This is a genomic window from Achromobacter sp. GD03932 (assembly GCF_029839485.1).
Taxonomy (GTDB): Bacteria; Pseudomonadota; Gammaproteobacteria; order Burkholderiales; family Burkholderiaceae_B; genus Achromobacter; species Achromobacter bronchisepticus_A.
On sequence record NZ_JAOCAT010000021.1, the window covers coordinates 76,758 to 97,041 of the forward strand.

General features: G+C 67.1%; 17 protein-coding genes and 1 pseudogene. 3 read left to right on the forward strand and 15 right to left on the reverse strand.

Annotated elements, in window-relative coordinates:
- Positions 1-158: 158 nt before the first annotated feature.
- On the forward strand, positions 159-890 hold the full coding sequence (locus tag N5C88_RS19845) for a 16S rRNA (uracil(1498)-N(3))-methyltransferase (RefSeq protein ID WP_280016064.1): 732 nt from the start codon (positions 159-161) through the stop codon (positions 888-890).
- A 10-nt stretch (positions 891-900) separates the two neighbouring features.
- On the opposite strand, the gene N5C88_RS19850 is transcribed toward N5C88_RS19845, so the two are convergent.
- The 4 genes from N5C88_RS19850 to N5C88_RS19865 all read right to left on the reverse strand — a co-directional run bounded on the left by N5C88_RS19850 (position 901) and on the right by N5C88_RS19865 (position 5,896).
- The gene (locus N5C88_RS19850) at positions 901-1,368 is read right to left on the reverse strand and encodes a barstar family protein (protein WP_059379497.1); all 468 of its coding nucleotides are present in this window, start codon (positions 1,366-1,368) and stop codon (positions 901-903) included.
- The gene (locus N5C88_RS19855; RefSeq protein WP_223283379.1) at positions 1,365-2,597 is read right to left on the reverse strand and encodes a patatin-like phospholipase family protein; all 1,233 of its coding nucleotides are present in this window, start codon (positions 2,595-2,597) and stop codon (positions 1,365-1,367) included. The genes N5C88_RS19850 and N5C88_RS19855 overlap by 4 nt, the downstream gene beginning before the upstream one ends.
- Positions 2,578-4,866, reverse strand: a complete 2,289-nt coding sequence (locus N5C88_RS19860; protein WP_280016065.1) for an NADP-dependent malic enzyme — start codon at positions 4,864-4,866, stop codon at positions 2,578-2,580. The genes N5C88_RS19855 and N5C88_RS19860 overlap by 20 nt, the downstream gene beginning before the upstream one ends.
- A 142-nt stretch (positions 4,867-5,008) precedes the next feature.
- The gene (locus N5C88_RS19865; protein ID WP_280016066.1) at positions 5,009-5,896 is read right to left on the reverse strand and encodes an FAD-binding protein; all 888 of its coding nucleotides are present in this window, start codon (positions 5,894-5,896) and stop codon (positions 5,009-5,011) included.
- A gap of 42 nt (positions 5,897-5,938) precedes the next feature.
- Between N5C88_RS19865 and N5C88_RS19870 the strand changes: the two genes are divergently transcribed.
- Entirely contained in the window at positions 5,939-7,099 is a 1,161-nt protein-coding gene (locus N5C88_RS19870) for a pyridoxal phosphate-dependent aminotransferase (protein ID WP_118933874.1), read from the forward strand.
- Between the two features lie 67 nt (positions 7,100-7,166).
- Here N5C88_RS19870 and N5C88_RS19875 read toward each other — a convergent pair whose 3' ends face one another.
- Positions 7,167-7,985 carry a lytic transglycosylase domain-containing protein gene (locus N5C88_RS19875; RefSeq protein ID WP_059380216.1) on the reverse strand — a complete coding sequence of 273 codons (819 nt, stop codon included), beginning with the start codon at positions 7,983-7,985 and terminating at the stop codon, positions 7,167-7,169.
- 82 nt (positions 7,986-8,067) lie between these two features.
- Here N5C88_RS19875 and ubiD point away from each other — a divergent pair, with 82 nt between their 5' ends.
- Complete coding sequence (ubiD, locus tag N5C88_RS19880) at positions 8,068-9,612, forward strand: 4-hydroxy-3-polyprenylbenzoate decarboxylase (protein WP_280016067.1); 1,545 nt, start codon at positions 8,068-8,070, stop codon at positions 9,610-9,612.
- A 31-nt stretch (positions 9,613-9,643) separates the two neighbouring features.
- Here ubiD and N5C88_RS19885 read toward each other — a convergent pair whose 3' ends face one another.
- From N5C88_RS19885 to N5C88_RS19930, 10 genes and pseudogenes are all read right to left on the reverse strand, one after another.
- A complete protein-coding gene (locus tag N5C88_RS19885; protein WP_280016069.1) occupies positions 9,644-10,564 on the reverse strand; it encodes a CAAX protease in 921 nt (306 codons plus the stop codon).
- A gap of 265 nt (positions 10,565-10,829) precedes the next feature.
- The gene (locus N5C88_RS19890) at positions 10,830-11,198 is read right to left on the reverse strand and encodes a hypothetical protein (RefSeq protein WP_118933872.1); all 369 of its coding nucleotides are present in this window, start codon (positions 11,196-11,198) and stop codon (positions 10,830-10,832) included.
- Positions 11,199-11,201: 3 nt separating this feature from the next.
- Positions 11,202-11,618, reverse strand: a complete 417-nt coding sequence (locus N5C88_RS19895; RefSeq protein ID WP_059380220.1) for a phage holin family protein — start codon at positions 11,616-11,618, stop codon at positions 11,202-11,204.
- Positions 11,619-11,687: 69 nt separating this feature from the next.
- Positions 11,688-12,005, reverse strand: a complete 318-nt coding sequence (locus N5C88_RS19900) for a DUF883 family protein (protein ID WP_013395739.1) — start codon at positions 12,003-12,005, stop codon at positions 11,688-11,690.
- Positions 12,006-12,088: 83 nt separating this feature from the next.
- Positions 12,089-12,805 (reverse strand): hypothetical protein, encoded by a 717-nt coding sequence (locus tag N5C88_RS19905; protein ID WP_059380221.1) that lies wholly within the window; start codon positions 12,803-12,805, stop codon positions 12,089-12,091.
- A 137-nt stretch (positions 12,806-12,942) separates the two neighbouring features.
- Positions 12,943-15,672 carry a nitrate reductase gene (locus tag N5C88_RS19910; protein WP_280016070.1) on the reverse strand — a complete coding sequence of 910 codons (2,730 nt, stop codon included), beginning with the start codon at positions 15,670-15,672 and terminating at the stop codon, positions 12,943-12,945.
- A 21-nt stretch (positions 15,673-15,693) separates the two neighbouring features.
- Positions 15,694-16,896 (reverse strand): annotated as a pseudogene (locus N5C88_RS19915) (FAD-dependent oxidoreductase); the annotation flags it as partial.
- Between the two features lie 8 nt (positions 16,897-16,904).
- Positions 16,905-17,780 carry an ABC transporter ATP-binding protein gene (locus N5C88_RS19920; protein ID WP_118933870.1) on the reverse strand — a complete coding sequence of 292 codons (876 nt, stop codon included), beginning with the start codon at positions 17,778-17,780 and terminating at the stop codon, positions 16,905-16,907.
- A 4-nt stretch (positions 17,781-17,784) separates the two neighbouring features.
- Positions 17,785-18,615 carry a nitrate ABC transporter permease gene (gene ntrB / locus N5C88_RS19925; RefSeq protein ID WP_059380223.1) on the reverse strand — a complete coding sequence of 277 codons (831 nt, stop codon included), beginning with the start codon at positions 18,613-18,615 and terminating at the stop codon, positions 17,785-17,787.
- A 24-nt stretch (positions 18,616-18,639) separates the two neighbouring features.
- Positions 18,640-19,941 (reverse strand): CmpA/NrtA family ABC transporter substrate-binding protein, encoded by a 1,302-nt coding sequence (locus N5C88_RS19930; protein WP_251881091.1) that lies wholly within the window; start codon positions 19,939-19,941, stop codon positions 18,640-18,642.
- Positions 19,942-20,284 lie beyond the last annotated feature (343 nt).

Below are 20,284 nucleotides of genomic sequence, written 5' to 3' on the forward strand. Positions count from 1 at the left end.
CCATAAGGCGGCCCGTGCTAGGCTAGCTTTCTGAGGACAAGTGCCCCCACGCCGCGCCCGCTGCGCGGGCTAGCTGCCCCCCAAGGGGGCGTTTTTGCCTTGGGACGGCCCGGCGGCAAAAGTATCCTTCTCCACATCAAATCAGTTCTCGCACATTTATGTCAGCCCCCCGCTTCTTCTGCGATATCCCCCTGAGTACCGGCGCCCGCGTGGCGCTTCCCGAAGCCCTGGCGCACCATGCGCTGCGCGTGCTGCGCCTGCGCGCGGGCGAGGCCGTGGCGCTGTTCAACGGCCAGGGCGGCGAGTATCCCGCCACGCTCGAAGTGGAAGGCAAGGCTGGTTTTGCCCAGTTAGGCGAATTCCTGCCGCGCGAGGCCGAACTGGGCGGCCGCGTCACCCTGGTGCAGGGCCTGCCTTCCGGGGACAAGATGGACTGGGTGGTGGAAAAGGCCGTGGAGCTGGGCGCCGCGCGCGTCAGCCCCATCGCCGCCCAGCGCAGCGTGCTGCAGCTGTCGGGCGCCCGGCTGGACAAGCGCGTGGCGCATTGGCAGCGCATCGCGCAGTCCGCCAGCGAACAATGCGGCCGCAACCGGCTGATGGCGGTGGACGCGCCGGTCACCCTGGCCGAATGGCTGCAGCAGCCCACGGACGGCCTGCGCCTGCTGTGCCACCCGGAAGCGCGGGACGATCTTGCCGGCGCGCTGCGGACCGCGCCCGGCCTGCAGGCGCTGACCCTGCTGGTGGGACCGGAGGGAGGATGGTCGGACAAGGAATTGGCCCAGGCCCGCGAGGCGGGCGTGCAGGCGGTGCGATTCGGCCCCCGGGTGCTGCGCACCGAGACCGCGGGGCTGGCGCTGCTGTCGGCGGCCAGCGCGCTGCTGGCCTGGTAAGACAACCGGATCAGTGGTCTTCGCCGTAGGGCGCTGCCGCCACCCCGGGCTCGGGGTCCGGATGGCGTCCGGCGTGTTCGATGACATACGCAAAAACGCGGCCGTTTTCGCGGGCGAAATCGGCCGCGTCGGAGCAGACGGTTTCAATGCGGCCCGAATCTTCTTCCAGCGCCGGGTCGCCCGAATGCAGCTTGTACAGCCACAGCACCACGCCGGTCTTGTGGTCCAGCACGGTATCGCACAGGCAGTCGTAGAGGGCGTCGAGGTTGCCGCCGAAGTATTCGGGGAAATCCACTGCCTTGACGATGGCGCGCAGCACGGCGGAACGGCTGCGGGCAGGATCGCAATTGGCGACGAACAGGGCCAGGCCAAGCTCATGGGCGGCGTCCACCACGGCCTTCTTGTCCAGCCCGTCATGGGCCAGCGCACCGCCGCGCATCAGCTGCCGCTGCAGAGTAGATTGGCCATTGCGCGTCATGCCTGAGCCCCCTTGAAAAAGGCGATCACTTCGTCGTTACGCTGCATCGTATCGGCATAACCCAGTTCAATCAATCGCTTGGTGTAGCTGGATTCAAATAAGAGGTAGGACATCAGCGAACCGCCGCCGGGACGGTCTGGATCGGACGATACACCGAGTACGCGGAAAAGAGCACGGGCCTGGGTCGGCATATCCTGCAAATGTTCCAGCGCCATGACGTCCAGCGACTGGCTGGGCGTGATCGTCAGGACCTCGATGCGGCGCGCATGCCCGTGCTGCGCCCCTTCCGGGCCGGACTGATCCATCAGGAAGTTGATGCGCTCCAGGCGCTCGACGTCCGCCGACAGGCCGTCCAGAAAGATGCTGGCCAGCGCATGTCCGCCGACCTGGGCCAGCGAGGGGTAAGGCGGCGAATCCTCGCGGTTTTCCGGGTGGGTTTCGTCGCGGAAACCCGTGCCGATCACCAGCACGCGATGCGCGCCCAGGTGGATGGCAGGACTGATGGGCGCAAGCTGGCGCATCGAGCCATCGCCGCACCACTCCCCCTTGCCGTGCACCTGCACCTGCCGGGCCGGAAAGACGAACGGAATGGCGGACGAAGCCATCAGGTGGTCGATGCCGATGGGCGTGGGCAGCGCCAGGCGCAGATAGCGGTGCCAAGGCTCGATGGGCGTGTGCGCCTGGTAGAAGGTCAAGTGCTCGCCGCTGGTATAGCCCGAGGCCGTGATCGCCAGCGCCGACAGCGCGCCGGTTTCCAGGTTGGTGCGCAGATGCTGGAAGTCCAGCACCCGCTCCAGCAGAGCCTGCATGGGGCTGTTGTCCAGCAGCGAATGGGGCCGCTTGCGCGTCAGGCCCGAATACATCCACCCCAGCGACAGCAGCCCCAGCCAGCGCACGCCGGTGCGGATCAGGCCGGGCGCGTCGGCCCGGTAGATCATGTCGGTATTCAGTGAAGACCACAGCCGGCGGATGCGGCGCACGCCCAGATGGGGCCGGTCGGCGCGGCAGGCCAGCGCGGCGGCGTTGATGGCGCCGGCGGACGTGCCGCAGATGATGTGAAAGGGATTCTGGAAACGCGAATGCCAGTCAGGATCCAGCAATTCCATGATGGCGCTGAGCACGCCCACCTGATAGGCGGCGCGGGCGCCGCCACCGGTCAGGACCAGGCCGGTCGGCGTGCGCGGGCACGCCGGACCGGGTGGCGTCACGTCAACGCGGTGTATTGACATCGACCACCGTCATCGCGGTCATGTTGACGATGCGGCGCACGGTGGAGCTGGAGGTCAGGATGTGCACCGGTGCGTTGGCGCCCAGCAGGAACGGACCCACCGCGACGTTGCTGCCGGCGGCGGTCTTCAACAGGTTGTAGGCGATGTTGCCCGAGTCCACGTTCGGGCACACCAGCAGATTGGCCTGGCCCTTGAGCGTGGAGGACGGCAGAATGCGCATGCGCAGCGCCTCGTCCAGCGCGCAGTCGCCGTGCATTTCACCGTCGATCTCAAGTTCCGGCGCGGCCTGACGCACCAATTCCAGCGCGCGGCGCATCTTCGCGCCCGAGGCCGAACTGCCCGAGCCGAAGTTAGACCGCGACAGCAGCGCGACCTTGGGCGCCAGATACATGCGGCGCATCTCGTTGGCGGCGGCAATGGTGAATTCGGCGATCTGCTCGGCCGAGGGCTCATCGTTGACGTGCGTGTCCACCAGCACCACCGTGCGCTCGTTGAGCAGCAGGATGTTCATGGCGGCGTACACGTTGTGGCCAGGACGGCGGCCGATGACCTCGTCCACGAAGCGCAGGTGGTCGTGGTACGCGCCCACCGAACCGCAGACCATGCCGTCGGCGTCGCCCAGGCGCACCATCATCGCGCCGATCAAGGTCATGCGGCGGCGCATTTCCACGCGGGCCATTTCCTTGGTGATGCCGCGGCGGCACATCAGCTCCCAGTACGTGGTCCAGTACTGGTGGAAGCGCTCGTCATATTCGGGATTGGTGACTTCGACGTCTTCCCCGAGGCGCAGCCGCAGGCCCAGTTTTTCGATACGGGTCAGCAGCACCGACGGACGGCCCACCAGGATCGGACGGGCCAGGCCTTCATCGACGATCACCTGCACCGCGCGCAGCACGCGCTCGTCCTCGCCTTCGGCGAACACGATGCGGGCCGGACCGCCTTCGCGCACGATGCGCTTGGACGCCGAGAACAGCGGCTTCATGAAGGCGCCCGAGTGGTACACGAACTGCTGCAGCTGCTCTTCGTAGGCTTCCAGGTCCGCCAGCGGACGCGTCGCCACGCCGCCTTCCATCGCGGCCTTGGCCACCGCCGGGGCGATGCGCACGATCAGGCGCGGATCGAAGGGCTTGGGAATCAGGTATTCGGGGCCGAACGAAATGTCAAAGGTGCCGTAGGCTGCGGCCACCACTTCGTTCTGCTCTTCCTCGGCCAGCTCGGCAATGGCATACACCGCCGCCTTTTCCATTTCGCGGGTGATGGTGGTGGCGCCCACATCCAGCGCGCCGCGGAAGATGTAAGGGAAGCACAGCACGTTGTTGACCTGGTTCGGGTAGTCCGAACGGCCAGTCGCCATGACCACGTCGTCGCGCACCGATTGCGCCAGTTCCGGCAGGATCTCGGGCGTGGGGTTGGCCAGCGCCAGGATCAGCGGGCGCGGACCCATGGCCGCAACCATTTCCGGCTTGAGCACGCCGCCGGCCGACAGGCCCAGGAACACGTCGGCGCCCTGGATCACTTCGGCCAGCTTGCGGGCGTCGGTCTTCTGCGCGAAGCGCGCCTTGTCCGGGTCCATCAGCACGGTGCGGCCTTCGTAGACCACGCCTTCGATGTCGGTGACCCAGACGTTTTCCAGCGGCAGGCCCAAGTCCACCATCAGGTCCAGGCAGGCCAGCGCGGCGGCGCCTGCCCCGGAAGTCACCACCTTGACCTGCTTGATGTCCTTGCCCACGACCTTCAGGCCGTTGATGAAGGCGGCGGACACACAGATCGCGGTGCCGTGCTGGTCGTCATGGAAGACCGGAATCTTCATGCGCTCGCGCAGCTTGCGTTCGACCGTGAAGCACTCCGGAGCCTTGATGTCTTCGAGGTTGATGCCGCCGAAGGTGGCTTCCAGGCCGGCGATGATCTCGACCAGCTTGTCCGGGTCGGTCTCGTTAATCTCGATGTCGAAAACGTCCAGGCCGGCAAACTTCTTGAACAGCACCGCCTTGCCTTCCATCACCGGCTTGGAGGCCAATGCGCCGATATTGCCCAGGCCCAGCACCGCGGTGCCGTTGGTGATCACGCCCACCAGGTTGCCGCGCGCCGTGTAGCGGTACACATTGGCCGGATCGGCCACGATTTCTTCGCAGGCCGCCGCCACGCCGGGCGAGTACGCCAGGGCCAGGTCGCGCTGGTTGGTGAGCTGCTTGGTCGGCGTGACCGAGATTTTGCCGGGGCGTCCAAGCTCATGGTATTCAAGGGCGGCTTTGCGGAGATTGGCATCCATAGTGGCGGCTACTGGCTAGAGTGTGTGACACGAAAGGGGGGAATTCTATTCCGATGACGGACGCCGCGATACCTCGGCAATGCCCGCCTGCCCGTTGGATAAGCAGACGCGTCCCATGTTAGCGCCAGCTTACAAATTGTCGCTATTCCGCGATGTGGAATAAGGGGAACCGTCCATCCGGGTCGAACAGGGCCTTCACCCGGGAGTCCAGCCGGGTGGTGGCCAGACCAGGCGGCTCCTCCCGCTCCGCCCGCGGCTGCGGCGCCGGCGCGGCGTCGGCCAGCGTCACCGACTGCACCCAGGCCAGCGTGCCGCCATGCCCCAGCAGCAGATGCGCCAGGTTGACGGTGGCGGGCGCGTCGGGCTTGAGCGCGTCCAGCCGGTAGCGGCCCAGCCAGCGCTCGCCGTCCCGGGTGGCGAAGGCATCGCCGCCCGAAGCCAGCTGGAACAGCGCCGGCACCAGACGCTGCACGGTAGCGGAACGCAGCGGCTGGACGTCCGACTCGCCGAACGGCCCCAGCGTTTCCTCTATGCCGTCGGCCAGCATCACCTCCAGCGCCAGCACGCCGGAGTCGGCGCAGCGCCCGGCGGGCCAGTTGGCCTTGGCCGCCAGCCACTCGGCCAGCGTCATGTTCCCGGGCAGGCCGGCGAACTGCCGCAGCCCTGCCTGGGCCAGCGCCGCTACCGGCGTGCCCGGCTGCGCGCGCCAGCGCCCGCTATCGCCGGACAGGCGCACCAGGCCGGTCAGGGCGGATGGGTCCACCCTGAGGACTGGTCCATGAGCGGTCTCGAAAGGTCCTTCAGCCCCGTGCAGCGCCAGCGTCACGCGATATTCGGCACACAGCGTGCGCGCGTGCGCCACATCCGCGTCGCGCGCCGGCGTCAGCAGGCCCCGCGGGCCGCCCTCTCCCGCCTCGCCCAGATCTCGAACGGAACCCTGGCAGAGCAGGCCCAGCCGCTCGATGAAGGCCGACCACGGGCTGCGGACCGGACGACGGCCCATGAGGAAAGCGCGCCGGGATGGCTGCATGACTACAATTCCTTTTTCGCTACAAACGCCTTCGAGAATCCGATGCCCCGCCTTGCCCATCGCACCAACGACTTCCTGACCTTCCAGGTAATGGAACTATTCAAGCAGGCGCAAGCGCTGCAGGCGGCTGGCAAGGACATTATCAGCCTGGGCATCGGCGAACCGGACTTTACCGCGCCCCCCCAGGTCGTGGAAGCGCTGGAGCGCGCAGCCCGCGCCGGCCTCAGCGGCTACAGCCCCTCGGCCGGCCTGACGCCGCTGCGCGAGGCCATCGCCCGGTTCTACCACGAACAGTTCGGCGCCCGGATCAATCCGGCCCGCGTCATCGTCACCGCGGGCGCCTCCGGCGCCCTGACGCTGGCCTGCGCGGCGCTGGTCAACCAGGGCGGCGAAGTGCTGATGCCGGATCCCTCCTACCCCGCCAACAGCAACTTCGTGCTGGCGGCGGGCGGTGTGCCGCGCCTGATCCCGAGCACGGCGGCCAAGCGCTTTCAGCTGTCGGCGCAGGACGTGGCCAGCCACTGGACGCCCGCCACCCAGGGCGTGCTGGTCGCCTCGCCCAGCAACCCCACCGGCACCTCGATCGACCACGGCGAGCTGGCCGAGCTGCTGGCTCAGGTCCGCGCCCGCGACGGCTTCGCCATCGTCGACGAAATCTACCTGGGGCTGTCCTATGAAGGCCAGCCCCGCTCGGCCCTGACGCTGGACGACGACGTCATCGTCATCAACAGCTTCTCGAAGTACTTCCACATGACGGGCTGGCGCCTGGGCTGGATGATCGTGCCCGAGGACATGGTGGCGCCGGTGGAGAAAATCGCCGCCAGCCTGGCGATCTGCGCGCCCACGCTGGCGCAGCACGCCGCGCTGGCCTGCTTCGAGCCGGGCGCGATGAAGACCTTCGAGCACCGCCGCGAGGCCTTCAAGCAGCGCCGCGACTACCTGCTGCCGGAATTCGAGCGCATGGGCATCCAGGTGCCGGTGAAGCCCGACGGCGCCTTCTATATTTATGCCGACATCGCCAACCTGGGCATGGATAGCGCCGCGTTCTCGCAGCGCCTGCTGCTGGAGGCCGGCGTGGCCGCCGTGCCGGGCCTGGACTTCGGGCCGGCCCATGGCAGCCACACCATGCGCTTTTCCTATGCCACCGGCCTGGACCGCCTGGAAGAGGCGGTCGCCCGCATCGGCCGGCTGCTGCAGGGCTGATCTTGAACACCCCAAAAAACAAAGCGCGTCCCAAGGGACGCGCTTTGCATTCGGGCCATTACGGCGATCAATCGCGCGCCAGCGCGATCCCGGAAGCCAGCGCCAGGCGGCGGCGTTCCGCCTGCACCTTGGCGCCGTAGCCATTGTCGTCCGGTCCCGTGGCGCCGACGTAGCATGCCAGGCCGCCATCGATCGAACCGCGGCGATTGATGCAATCGCGCAGGATCGTGGCTCCGACCCCGATATTTGCGGCCGGGTCCAGCGCGGTCTTGCCGACCGCGTCGAATTTTTCCTGGTGCACGCTGGTCATCACCTGCATCAGCCCCTGCGCGCCCACGTGGCTTTCGGCCAGCGGGTTGTAGCGGGACTCGATGGCGATCACAGCCAGCACCAACAACGGATCCAGCTGCTTTTCGCGGCTGACCTTGTACACCACGTTCAGCAGCGGGCCGGTGGCGTCATAGGCGACCTTGTACTTGCGCGAAATATAGTTGCGCAAGGCTTCCGCCTGCGGACCGGTGGCGGTCATGGCGACAGGCTTGGGCGCCGGAGGGGCGACGCGGGCTGGCCCCAGCATGCCGGTGGCGTTGCTGGCGGGGGCGTTGGGAACGGCCATGGCAATTGCCGACGACATGTCGGAACCCAGTTCGGAACCGGCTTCGGATTCGGTGCCGGTTTGCATGGATGAAGGCGCTAGGGCGGTCAACAAGGCTTTGTGCACTTGCAATGCCTGGTCGCGCAAACCAGGCAGGGCGAATCCCATGCTTACCGTCACAATGACCGCAATGCCCAGATAAACGGAGCAAATGCGCAGGGACTCGGCAAGATATTGGTGCACTCCTTGGGCCAGGCTTCGGAACAGGCTGGCCACTGACGCATCGGGCATAAAACCTCCTGCGTTAAAAAAGAGGGAGTCAATGTTAACCTCTCTGTCTACCCAATATGTAACCAAATAGCTGGGATCTGTAGTGAAATACCGCGACCTTAGAGACTTCATCGCCCAACTTGAACGCATGGGCGAGCTCCGACGCATCGCTGCGCCGGTGTCCACCCGGCTGGAAATGACTGAAATATCCGACCGAGTCCTGCGCGCGGAAGGGCCTGCCCTGCTGTTCGAAAACGCGCAGCACAATGGCCAGCCGGCGCAGATGCCGGTGCTGGCCAACCTGTTCGGCACCCCGGCCCGCGTGGCCCGCGGCATGGGCGCCGACGACGTCAGCGCCCTGCGCGACATCGGCGAACTGCTCGCCTCGCTGCGCGAGCCCGAAGCGCCCAAAGGCCTGCGCGACGCGCTGGCCAAGGTCTCGATGCTGAAGTCCGCGCTGTGGGACATGAGCCCCAAGAACGTCAAAAGTCCCGCCTGCCAGGAAATCGTCTGGGAAGGCAAGGACGTGGACCTGAACCGCCTGCCGATCCAGACCTGCTGGCCCGGCGACGTGGCGCCGCTCCTGACCTGGGGCCTGGTGATCACGCGCGGCCCCAACGCCCGCCGCCAGAACCTGGGCATCTACCGGCAGCAATTGCTGGGTCCCAACAAGCTGATCATGCGCTGGCTGTCGCACCGCGGCGGCGCGCTGGATTTCCGCGACCACGCCCTGGCGCACCCCGGCACGCCCTTCCCCATCGCCGTGGCCCTGGGCGCCGACCCGGCCACCACGCTGGGCGCGGTCACGCCGGTGCCCGACAGCCTGTCCGAGTACCAGTTCGCCGGCCTCCTGCGCGGCTCCCGCACCGAGGTCGCGAAAGCGCTGGGCAGCGATCTGTCCGTGCCGGCCTGGGCCGAAATCGTGCTGGAAGGCCATCTGCTGCCGTCCTCCGACCCGCGCGCCATCGCGCCCGTCGTGCCCGAAGGCGTCAACCCGCCGCCGAACACCGATTACGAAATGGCGCTGGAAGGCCCCTACGGCGACCACACCGGCTACTACAACGAGCAGGACTGGTTCCCCGTCTTCACGGTGGAGCGGATCACGATGCGGCGCAATCCCATCTACCACTCCACCTACACTGGCAAACCGCCCGACGAACCGGCCGTGCTGGGCGTGGCGCTCAACGAAGTCTTCGTGCCGCTGCTGCGCCGCCAACTGCCCGAGATCGTGGACTTCTACCTGCCGCCGGAAGGCTGCAGCTACCGCCTGGCGGTGGTGTCGATCCGCAAGCAGTACGCCGGCCACGCCAAGCGCGTCATGTTCGGCCTGTGGAGCATCCTGCGCCAGTTCATGTACACCAAGTTCATCGTGGTGGTGGACGAGGACATCAATCCGCGCGACTGGAAGGAAGTGGTGTGGGCGATGACCACCCGCATGGACCCGGTGCGCGACACCTTGCTGGTGGAAAACACGCCCATCGACTATCTGGATTTCGCCTCGCCGGTCTCCGGCCTGGGCGGCAAGATGGGCATGGACGCCACCAACAAGTGGCCCGGCGAAACCAATCGGGAATGGGGTACTCCCATCACCATGGATGCGGACGTCAAGAAGCGCGTGGATGAGATGTGGGGGCAGTTGGGCTTGTAATCCTGCCCAGCCTCTCGTATCGGGACCGGCGTTATCGCGGCAGGATCAGGAAGCGCTGATCCTGCCCCTGATGCAGCCGGGCGATCAAGGCTCTGTTCTCCCGAGCGCTGCGCGTAACCAACTCGTTCAGTGTGTCCAACGAATTGATCCGATGCGTTTGCGCCAGATGCTGAAAGCGTCTGATTTCCGACGCTGTGCAGGCCCGCTGCGCATCCCGTAAAAGACCATTGGCTTGCAACAATCGCAAATTTTCGGGGTGGATCAACGTCAACAGGCTTTCCGCTTTGGCGGTCTTTTCCTGCAAGTGCTGCAAGGCGTCCGTCTCGCTCAGCACGCCGTACCGCTTCCATGCCGGTTCATGATGAAACAGGCGATTGCGAAAGTCGCGCAACGTGGCGACCAGATCCTGCACATGGGCCAGCATCCCTCCCGCCTGACGCATCGGCCACGCCCCGCGAAACACGGCGGACAGGTGCTTGGGCCAGATCAACCCGCGTCCCATGAACTCGGCATCCAGCAGGAATTCCCAGGTCGAGAATTCAGTCTTGGCGATGACACCATGATGCTGCGGCATCACATTGCCGCGCATTGCGTGGCGGCGGCGCTGTTCGGAAGCATGGTTGCGGGTCGCTTTGGCGAAGTTGTTCCGCACCGCCTGCACCGGATGCGGCGTATCCGTGCCGGGCGCGTAGGAGCGGTAGCGCAGCTTGCCACCCGCCCACCAGAACCGCCCCAGATCCGCGACCAGCGCCCGGTCGATGGCGTTTCGCAAGCTGATTTCCACCGCGCCCATAAGCGGGTACAACGCACCGCAGGCATGTGCATTCCACAAGTAGGCCCCCATCAGTTCCACGTCGTTCGCAGGGTTGAATACGCTCTGATAGCTGTTGATGCGCTCGTTGCTGATGAGCGCATCGATCAATAGCGGGCGGTACTGCAATGTGTGGGGCATGGCGCCAAGCCTGGAAGAAGGAACAGGCCACCGCCGTTGACGACCGCGGGTGGACCTAAATACAATCCCTCTAAGGTTGGTGATGGCTTCCAATGGGCGCAAGCCTACGACCCATCATGTAAGACCTGATTCCCACCCCGGCCTAGAGCCGGGGCTTTTGCTTTATGGCTCGGCCTGGCTCGAACAGCGCAGCGTAGCGCTGAATCCATGCATAAAAAAAACTGCCTTTTTTAAGGCAGGCTTCTTGTTGGGCAACGCCATAGCTTCAGCGCCTGTCATCTGATGGATCATCATCGCGGCGCGAGTTCTGCCAGGCTTTGAACAGTTGCCAGCCGACAAAGGCGCCGCCGGCGATCTTCAAAAGCTTGGAGCGCTTGCCGCCGCGCATGATCATGGCGGACAGCGATGAACTGACGATGGGATAGCGGCGCGCCAGGCTGATCGCCTGCAAGGCCCAGCGCGATGCGCCGCCCGAAGCCAGGCCGGGCAAGAGCCCCTTGAGGAGCGCGGCCGGTTCCAGCTTGCGTCCGGTGGCCGCGATGCTCTGCGCCAGCGATTCGCGTTCGATGGCGGCGCGGGCGCGCAGCAGCTCGATGCGCACGGCGCGGTCGACGGTGGGAGACCTTTTCGTCATGTTTCAGCCCTCCTCGCGCCGGCGCGCCTGCGCTTCGTCGTCGTCTTGCGCGTCGCGCACCCGCTCCAGCAATTCGGCGTCGCGCCCGAGTTCCTCGAGCGTGGCGGCGAATGGCGGCGCGCCGTAGACCAGCCCGCGGCGCACTGCAACCAGCAAGGCCACGCCGACCAGGCCATAGAAGCCCGCCAACAGGCCCAGGGCCAGGTAGCGGTCTTCAGTGGGCCAGAACGCCACCGCGACCGTGACGGTGAAGACCAGCACCGCCAGCGTCAGGAACAGCAGCGCAGCAAACGCCATGCCCAAAAGCTTGAGCAAGCGCGCTTTTTCATCCGCCGCTTCCAGCGCCAGCAGTTCCAGGCGCGTGCGCAACAGCCCGACCACGCTGGAGGCAACGCCGAAAACAGATTTTCGTAGACCCATGGCTGAAAAGGACGCCGGGCGGGAAGCGCGGTCTTGCGCCCGCGCCGCCCGCCCGGATGTCCTGCCCTATCAGCGGCGGCTGATCAGCAAGCCGAGCAGCAGGCCGGTCACGCCTGCGATGCCGATGGCTTGCCAGGGATTGTCGTGCACGTAGTCGTCGGTCGCGCGGGCAGCCTTGCGGCCGCGTTCCAGCACGGCGTCCTGCGCTTCGTACAGCGCTTCGCGCGTGCGCTTCAAGGACGTCAGCGCGCGGTCGCGCAATTCGTTGGCCTTGTCGCCGGTGCTGCTGGCGGCTTCGCGCAGCAGGCTTTCGGCGTCATTCAGGCTGGACTTGACACTGTCGATGAGTTTTTCTTTTGCGACTTCTTCGGATTTTCTCGTGGCCATTATTTGAGCTCCTGTTGTGTGTCAATGACGGAACCATCATACCAGCCGCCATGCGGGAGACACGGCGCGCTTGCTACGGTGTGCTACTTGATTTGCGTAATCTCAACGGCGGATTTGACGCCGCCCTGATCGATGTCCTGCTTCATCACCAGATTGATCGCCGGACAGTACCAGTCCGTCACGGTGGTGTTCATGCCCGGGATGGGGATCGTCAGGCCCTGAAACGTGGCCATGGTGGGATCGGAATTGCGGGTGTAGGTGATCGGATGGCAAGACTGCGAGCCCAGCGCGGTATTCACCGCAGCCTTCTGCCCCACGGTCTTCTCACCGATGCGCACCGTGGTGCTGGGCTGGCCGCCGACGGGCGCTTCCTTGCCGATCTTCAAGCGGAACGACGAGCCAGGCAATTTCTGGCCGGCGCTGAGCTTGCCGTCATAGGCGAAGAGACCCAGCATGCGCAGGTCGAACTGGCCTTCGGAAGGCTTGGGGGCCTCGCCCGCGGTGGCATAGCGCAGGAAGGTGGCCTGGCCGCCCTTGACCGTCATCAGGTAATCCAGCTTGGACTTTCCCGGGGGCAGGCCCGCATAGCTGAACGTGGCCACGCCCTGCACGCGCGCGCGGCAGTTGTCGCCATTGCTTTTTGTAACTTCGGCGAAAGACAGGTCGGCGCCCAGCGCCAGATTGCCGGTGCCGGTCAGTTGCACCGTGCCGCCGTCATGCATGAACTGCGCATCGCACACGCCGGCCTGCGCCGCGGCGGCCGCGCCCAGCGCGCCCGCCGTAAAAATCAGGGATGCCATTTTTCGCATCGTCACAAGCCACTCCATGAATCCGGATGAAAACCGCCCGCGCCTGGCGCATGGCTGGCTTGATACTACACCGGTTGCGAGACGCGGCGCGTGTCGGAACGTGTCGGCCGCGACCACGCTGGCAGCGGCTACGCCGGCGCGGCGGCGGGCGCGGCGCGGCCGATCAGGACCTGGATCTCCGGCACGCAGGAACCGCAGCCAGTGCCGCAGCCCAGCGCAGTCTTCAAGGCCGCCAGATCGCAGCCCCGGGCGATACCGGCAAGAATCGCGGCCTCGCTCACGCCGTTGCAGACGCAGACCGCGCGCGAGCGGACCGCGCCCGCAATCCGTCCGGTCAGCAGCGCCGCCACGCTGGCCGGCGCGTCGCCGCCGCCGGCCCAGGACAACAGCGCATCCTGCGCCCGCAGATCTCCCGTCAGCAGAAAGCCGCGCAAAGCGCCTTGCTCCACCCTCACCCTGCGCATCTGGCCGCGCGCGGGATCGTCGAAAGCCACGTCGGGCAGGTGCAGGTCCAGCGCATCCGCCATCGCATCCAGGACCTCTGCCGGCGGCGCGGCGCAGGCCGCCAGGCGCATCCGCACGCCACCCGCGCCCGCCGGCAGGACCACCGCGTAATCGAAGAGTCCCAGCCAGGGCGCCAGCCGCGCGCGCAACAAGGCGCTGTCGCCCTGCAGCCAGCCCGCGGCCTGCCATGGCAGGCCTGCCGGTATGGCCGACACGGCGCTGTGCTTGAGTTCCGGCTGGCGCGAAATGGGATCGGCGGCCGGGTTGGTCAACGCGTTCACTCCCAGCCCCGCCATGTAGGCGCTGCCCCAATGCATGGGCAGGAACACCTGTCCCGGCGTCAGCGTATCGTCCGCCTGCACGGGTAGCACCACACTACCCCGGCGCGACGCCAGCCTGGCCAGCGCGCCGGGGTCCAGCTTGAGCCGGCGCATGTCTTCGGGATGCATGGACACCCAGGGTTCCTCGACATGCTGCGTCAGCACGCGGGCCAGCGACGTGCGCGCCATGGTGTGCCAATGGTCGCGCAGGCGGCCGGTGGTGAGCCGCAGCGGATATTCCGGCGTAGCGGCTTCGGCGACCGGACGGTAATCCACGTCGCAGAAACGGGCGCGTCCGCTGGCCGTGGGAAACACGCCATCGGCATACAGGCGCGCCGTGCCCTGACCTTGCCGGTACGGCCATTGTTGCGGTCCGTGCGCATGCAGCGCCGCATAATCCAGCCCGCTGTAGTCCAGGTCCCGGCCCGCCGTGGTCCGGGCATGCTCGGCAAAGACCTCGCTTTCATCCCGGTAGGCGAACAGCGCCGCCTTGTGCGGGGCCATGCGGGCAGCCAGGCGCAGCGCGACCGCCTGCGCCAGCCGCCAATCCGGCTGCGCGTCGCCGGGCGGATCGATCGCCGCGCGCACCCGGCTGATGCGGCGCTCCGAGTTGGTCACGGTGCCGGACTTCTCGGGCCAGGTGGCAGCGGGCAGCACCAGGTCCGCATAGGCCAGGGTTTCGGTGCCCGCGTACGCCTCCTGCACGATGACAAACTCGGCGCGCTCCAGCGCAGCGCGCACCCGGGCCTGATCCGGCAGGGACTGCGCCGGGTTGGTGGCCGCGATCCACAGCACCTTGATGCGACCTTCGCGCGCCGCGTCGAACATATCCAGCGCGGTGGCGCCCGGCGCCCGCGGCACGGCGTCCACGCCCCACAGCGCGGCGGCCGCCTCGCGGTCGGCCGCCGACGCGGGATCGCGATGGCCCGGCAGCAGCGTGGCCATGCCGCCCGCCTCGCGCCCGCCCATCGCGTTGGGCTGCCCCGTCAGCGAAAACGGCCCCGCGCCCGGCTTGCCGATCTGCCCGGTCGCCAAATGCAGATGTATCAGGGCGGCGTTCTTGTCGGTGCCGCTGGCCGACTGGTTCAAGCCCATGGTGTAGAGCGACAGCGCCGCGCCGGCCGCGCCGAACCAGCGCGCCGCCTGGACGATGTCCTCCGCCGGCACGCCGCAGATCTCCTGCGCGGCTTGCGGGGTGTACCGCCGAGCGCGCGCCATCAGGGGCTCGAAGCCTTCTGTATGCCGCTCGATGTAGCCGTGGTCCAGCAGCCCCTCCTGCTCCATGACATTGAGCATGGCGTGGAACATGGCCACATCCGTGCCCGGCGCCAATTGCAGGTGCAGGTCGGCGAAGGCCGCGGTGTCGGTACGCCGAGGATCCGCGACAATGACCTTCATGCCTGGACGCCGCGCCCGCGCGGCCTCCAGCCGCCGGAACAGCACGGGATGCGCATAGGCCATGTTGGAGCCGGCGATCAGCACCGTGTCGGCCAGGTCCAGGTCCTCGTAGCAGGCCGGCGGCGCGTCCGCGCCCAGCGTGCGCTTGTAGCCCGAGACCGCGCTGGACATGCACAGGCGCGAATTGGTGTCGATGTTGTTGGTGCCGGCCAGCGCGCGGGCCAGCTTGTTGAAGACCGCGTAATCCTCGGTCAGCAACTGCCCCGACAGGTAGAAGCCCACGGCGTCCGGGCCATGCCGCGCAATGGTGTCGGCCAGCTTGGCCGCCGCGATATCCAGCGCCTGGTCCAGCGCGATGGCGCGCTGGGGGTGGGCGCGCGTCTCGCGCCATTGCGCCGACAGCACGCGCGCGCCGTCGCGCCGCACCGTGTCCGCCAGCGCCAGGCCCTTGCTGCAGAGCTTGCCATGGTTGGCCGGATGCTGCTCGTCGCCGCGCACGCGGAGCACCGCGCCATCGCGCGTTTGCACCCGCACGCCGCAGCCGGTGCCGCAATAGCAGCATACCGACGCCACTTCGCGCACGCCTTGCGGCGCCGCGTCCACGCTATCGATCAGGCGAGCCATGGGCGCATCCATTTCCTATTCCTCCGCGGCGCCTTCGCCGTGCATGAGCCGCTCGCGCAATGCGCCGATGCGCCGGCCCTCGCGGATCAGGCGCACATACCAGGCGCTATCCGCCGTGTCGCCGTACAGGCAGGCGCCCACCAGCTTGTCGTCGCGGATCACCAATTTCTTGTAGACGCCGCCTGGTGTATCGGCCAGCGTGATCGACTCGGTCTGCTGCCCGCCGGCAAAATCGCCAGCGGAAAACAGATCGATGCCGGTGACCTTGAGCCGCGTCGACGTCACGCTGCCTTCGTAGCGGCCGATGCCGTGCAGCGCCAGATGGTTGGCCGCCACCTTCGCCTGTTCGTACAGGGGCGCGACCAGGCCGTAGGCGGTGCCGCGATGGCTGACGCATTCGCCCACCGCGTAGATGCGCGGGTCATAGGTCTGCAAGGTATCGCTGACCACCACGCCGCGGTTCACATGCAGGCCGCAGCGCTCGGCCAGTTCGGTGTCGGGCCTGACGCCCACCGCCATCACCACCAGGTCAGCCGCAATCTCTTCCCCGTCCGCGAAGCGCAGCGCGCGCACCCGCCCGTCGGCCCCTCCCAGGATCTCGCGGGTCTGGCGCCCCAGCAGGAACTTCAGGCCGCGCACCTCCAGCCCGCGGCGCAGCATGGCCGCGGCGCCGCCGTCCAGCTGCCGGTCCAGCAGCGATGCCCCCAAATGCACCACGGCCACATCCATGCCGCGCGCAGCCAGGCCGTTGGCGGCCTCCAGGCCCAACAGGCCACCGCCTATCACCACCGCGTGCCGGTAGCGCGAGGACGCCTCTATCATCTGGTTCACGTCGCCGATATCGCGAAAGGCGACGACGCCGTCCAGATCGCTGCCCGGCACAGGCAGGATGAACGGCTTCGAGCCGGTGGCCAACAGCAGCCGGTCGTAGGGCGTCTCGGACCCATCGTCCGCCAGCACGATGCGCCGGGCGCGGTTGACGCCCACAACTTTGCGGTTCAACAACAGGCGGATGCCGTGGCGGAGGTACCAGTCCTCATCGTTGAGCACGATATCCCGCAAGCTCTGTTCACCGCTCAGCACTGGCGACAGCAGGATGCGGTTGTAGTTCGGATGCGGCTCGGCGCCGAATACCGTGATCTCGTACAGATCGGGCGTCAGCTTCAGCAGTTCTTCCAGCGTGCGTATGCCCGCCATGCCGTTGCCGACCACCACCAGCTTCTGCTTCGCCTCCATGACGGCCCCTACGCGGCTGCGCGCGATGCCCCGGCCTCGGCCAGCGGCTGCGGGTCGGCATCCAGCGCCGCGTTGGCCTGGAGCGCCGCCTGCGAGCGCTCGGGGTTGCCATGGCGGCGGTGCAGGAAGTCCACCACCGCGGCCCGGCACGCCAGATAGGCCGCGTCATTGGCCAGCCGCACGCGGTCGCGCGGACGGGACAACGGCACGGGCAGGATTTCGCCGATGGTCGCGGCCGGACCGTTGGTCAGCATCACGATGCGGTCGGACAGCAGCACGGCTTCATCGACGTCGTGCGTGACCATGACGGTGGTGGTGCGCGTCTTGGCGACGATCTTCAGCAGTTCGTCCTGCAGGTGCGCGCGGGTCAGCGCGTCGAGCGCGCCGAAGGGCTCGTCCATCAGCAGCACGCCCGGCTCGATCGCCAGGGCGCGCGCAATGCCCACGCGCTGCTTCATGCCGCCGGAAATCTCGCGCGGCAGCTTGTTCTGCGCCGGCAACAGGCCCACCAGGTCCAGCGCCGCGCGTGTGCGCTCGACCAACTGCGGGCGCTTCTCCTTGGCGCCGAACACCCGCTCCACCGCCAGATATACGTTCTGGAAGCAGCTCAGCCAGGGCAGCAGCGAATGGTTCTGGAACACCACGGCGCGGTCCGGGCCGGGGCCGGTGATCTCGCGCTCCGCGCACAGCAGCACGCCGCTGGTGGGGCGGGTCAGGCCGGCGATGAGATTGAGCAGGGTCGATTTGCCGCAGCCGGAATGGCCGATCAGCGTGATGAACTCGCCCTGCTCCACGGTCAGGTCTATGTCGCGCAGCGCCACGAAGGCGCCCTTGCGGGTATTGAACGTCTGGCCCACGCGCTCGATGCGTACGTATTTCTTCATGGCGCTATTCCTCGGTGTAGGTGTAGCGGCGGGCCAGGGCAACCAATAGAGTTTCCAACAGCAGCCCGACGATGCCGATCACGAAAATGGCGATGACGATGTGCTCCACCTTCAGGTTGTTCCACTCGTCCCAAAGCCAGAAGCCGATGCCCGTGCCGCCCGTCAGCATCTCCGCGGCCACGATCACCAGCCACGCAGTGCCGATCGACAGGCGCACCCCGGTCAGCATGTAGGGCAGCACGGCAGGCAGCAACACCTTGGTGGTCACCTTCCATTCCGACAGGTTCAGCACCCGCGCCACGTTCAGATAGTCCTGCGGCACGCGCGCCACGCCGACCGCGGTGTTGATGATCATCGGCCAGATCGAACAGATGAAGATGGCCCAGATGGCGGCCGGGTTGGCCGCCTTGAACAGCAGCAGTCCAAGCGGCAGCCAGGCCAGCGGCGACACCGGCCGCAGCAGGCTGACGATGGGCGAGAACATCGCCCGCACCGCCGCATAGCGGCCGATGGCAAAACCCGCGGGGATGCCGACCAGCGCGGCCAGGCCGAAGCCGAGCGCCACGCGCTGCAGCGATGCCAGCAGGTTCCAGCCTATGCCCTTGTCATTGGGGCCGTTGTCGTAGAACGGATCGGAAAACAGTTCCACGGCGGCGCGCCAGGTCACGCCCGGCGTGGGGATTTCCGGTATCCGCATCGCCACCACCTGCCACACCAGCACAAACAGCGCGAAGCCCGCCACGGGCCCCACCACGGCCCGCAGCGCGGACTCCAGACGTTCGCGCCAGAGGGCGAGGAGTTCATCGCCGCGGCTCATACTCGTTGCGTCAGACATTGCATGCCCCTTTTGTATCGGCGCTCAGGCCCGGACCTTGAATCCGTCGGCGTAGGCGGCAGGGTTGCTGCCGTCCCAGACCACGCCGTCGATGAGTTTCGAAGTGCGCATCTCGCTGGCCGGCAGCGCCACGCCGGCGGCCTGCGCGGCCTGCTTGTAGAGGTCGATCCGGTTGATCTGTTTCGCCATCGCCAGATAATCGGGATGTTCCTTCAGCAGCCCCCAGCGCTTGTGCTGCGTCAGGAACCACATGCCGTCGCTCAGGTATGGGAAATTGGCGGCGCCGTCGGCGTAAAAGCGCATGGCGTGCTCGTCCGTCCAGCTTTTCCCCAGCCCATCGTCGTAGCGGCCCAGCATGCGGTCGACGATGCCGCTGGCGTCCGTGTTGACATAGGACTTGGCAGCGATGGTCTCGGCGGTTTTCTGGCGGTTGGCGGGCGAGGCGTCTATCCACTTGCCGGCCTCAAGAATGGCGGCGGTCACCGCGCGCGCCGTGTTCGGGTGGCGCGATACGAAGTCGGCGCTCGTGCCCAGCACCTTCTCGGGGTGGTCGGTCCAGATGCCCTGCGAAGTGACGGCGGTGTAGCCGATCTTGTCCAGGATGGCGCGCGCGCCCCAGGGCTCGCCCACGCAATAGCCGTCCATGTTGCCCACGCGCATGTTGGCGACCATCTGCGGCGGCGGCACGGTGATGACCTTGGCGTCCTTCATGGGATGGATGCCGTAGGTCGCCAGCCAGTAGTACAGCCACATCGCGTGCGTGCCGGTGGGAAAGGTCTGGGCAAAGGTGTATTCGCGCTTGTCGGACGCCATCAGCTTGGCCAGCGATTCACCGTCGCGCACGCCCGCCGCCAGCAGCTTGTTCGACAGCGTGATGGCCTGGCCGTTCTGGTTCAGGCTCATCAGCACGGCCATGTCCTTCTTCGGCCCGCCTATGCCCAGGTGCACGCCGTAGACCAGGCCGTACAGCACGTGGGCCATGTCCAGCTCGCCGTTCATGAGCTTGTCGCGCACGGCGGCCCAGGACGCTTCCTTGGACGGCGTGATCGTCACGCCGTGCTTCTTGTCCAGGCCCAGTACCGAGGCCATCACGACCGAAGCGCAATCGGTCAGCGGAATGAAGCCGATCTTGACCTCGGTCTTCTCGGGCGCGTCGGTGCCGGCGGCCCAGGCGCCGGCCCGCACCAGCGGATCGACCAGCGACAGCAGGCTGGCGCCGGCCACCGCGCGCGCCGTGCCGCAAAGCCATTTGCGGCGTGCGGCGTTGGCGCTGAGATCCCCGCCCGCGGCGGCGTCGGTGGAGGGGCTATGGGTCGATGGCGTCATGCATGGCTCCTGGCAAAAAAAAACGTCCCGCGCGCCATGGATTTCCATCCAGTGGCGCTGCGGAACGTCGTTGTCCCTTGCCGCTGATTGCGGCGCGTTGCGTGGGCCGACCTTCGTTGGCCGCCCACTTCCACTGAAGCAAATGGCGTGCCAGAAAGAATGGGATATTGCCTGGCTCGCCGCCAGGCCGCGCCTGCACTAGCGCTGCTCCGCATCGCGCCGGGCCAGCGGGCAAGGCATGAAACGGGGTGCGAACCAACTTGGTGCACCGTCGGTTGCGGCAGCGCACCATCCATGTGCCGGGCGCGCTCCGGCGCTGTGCGCACCGACTGGCCGTCGTCGA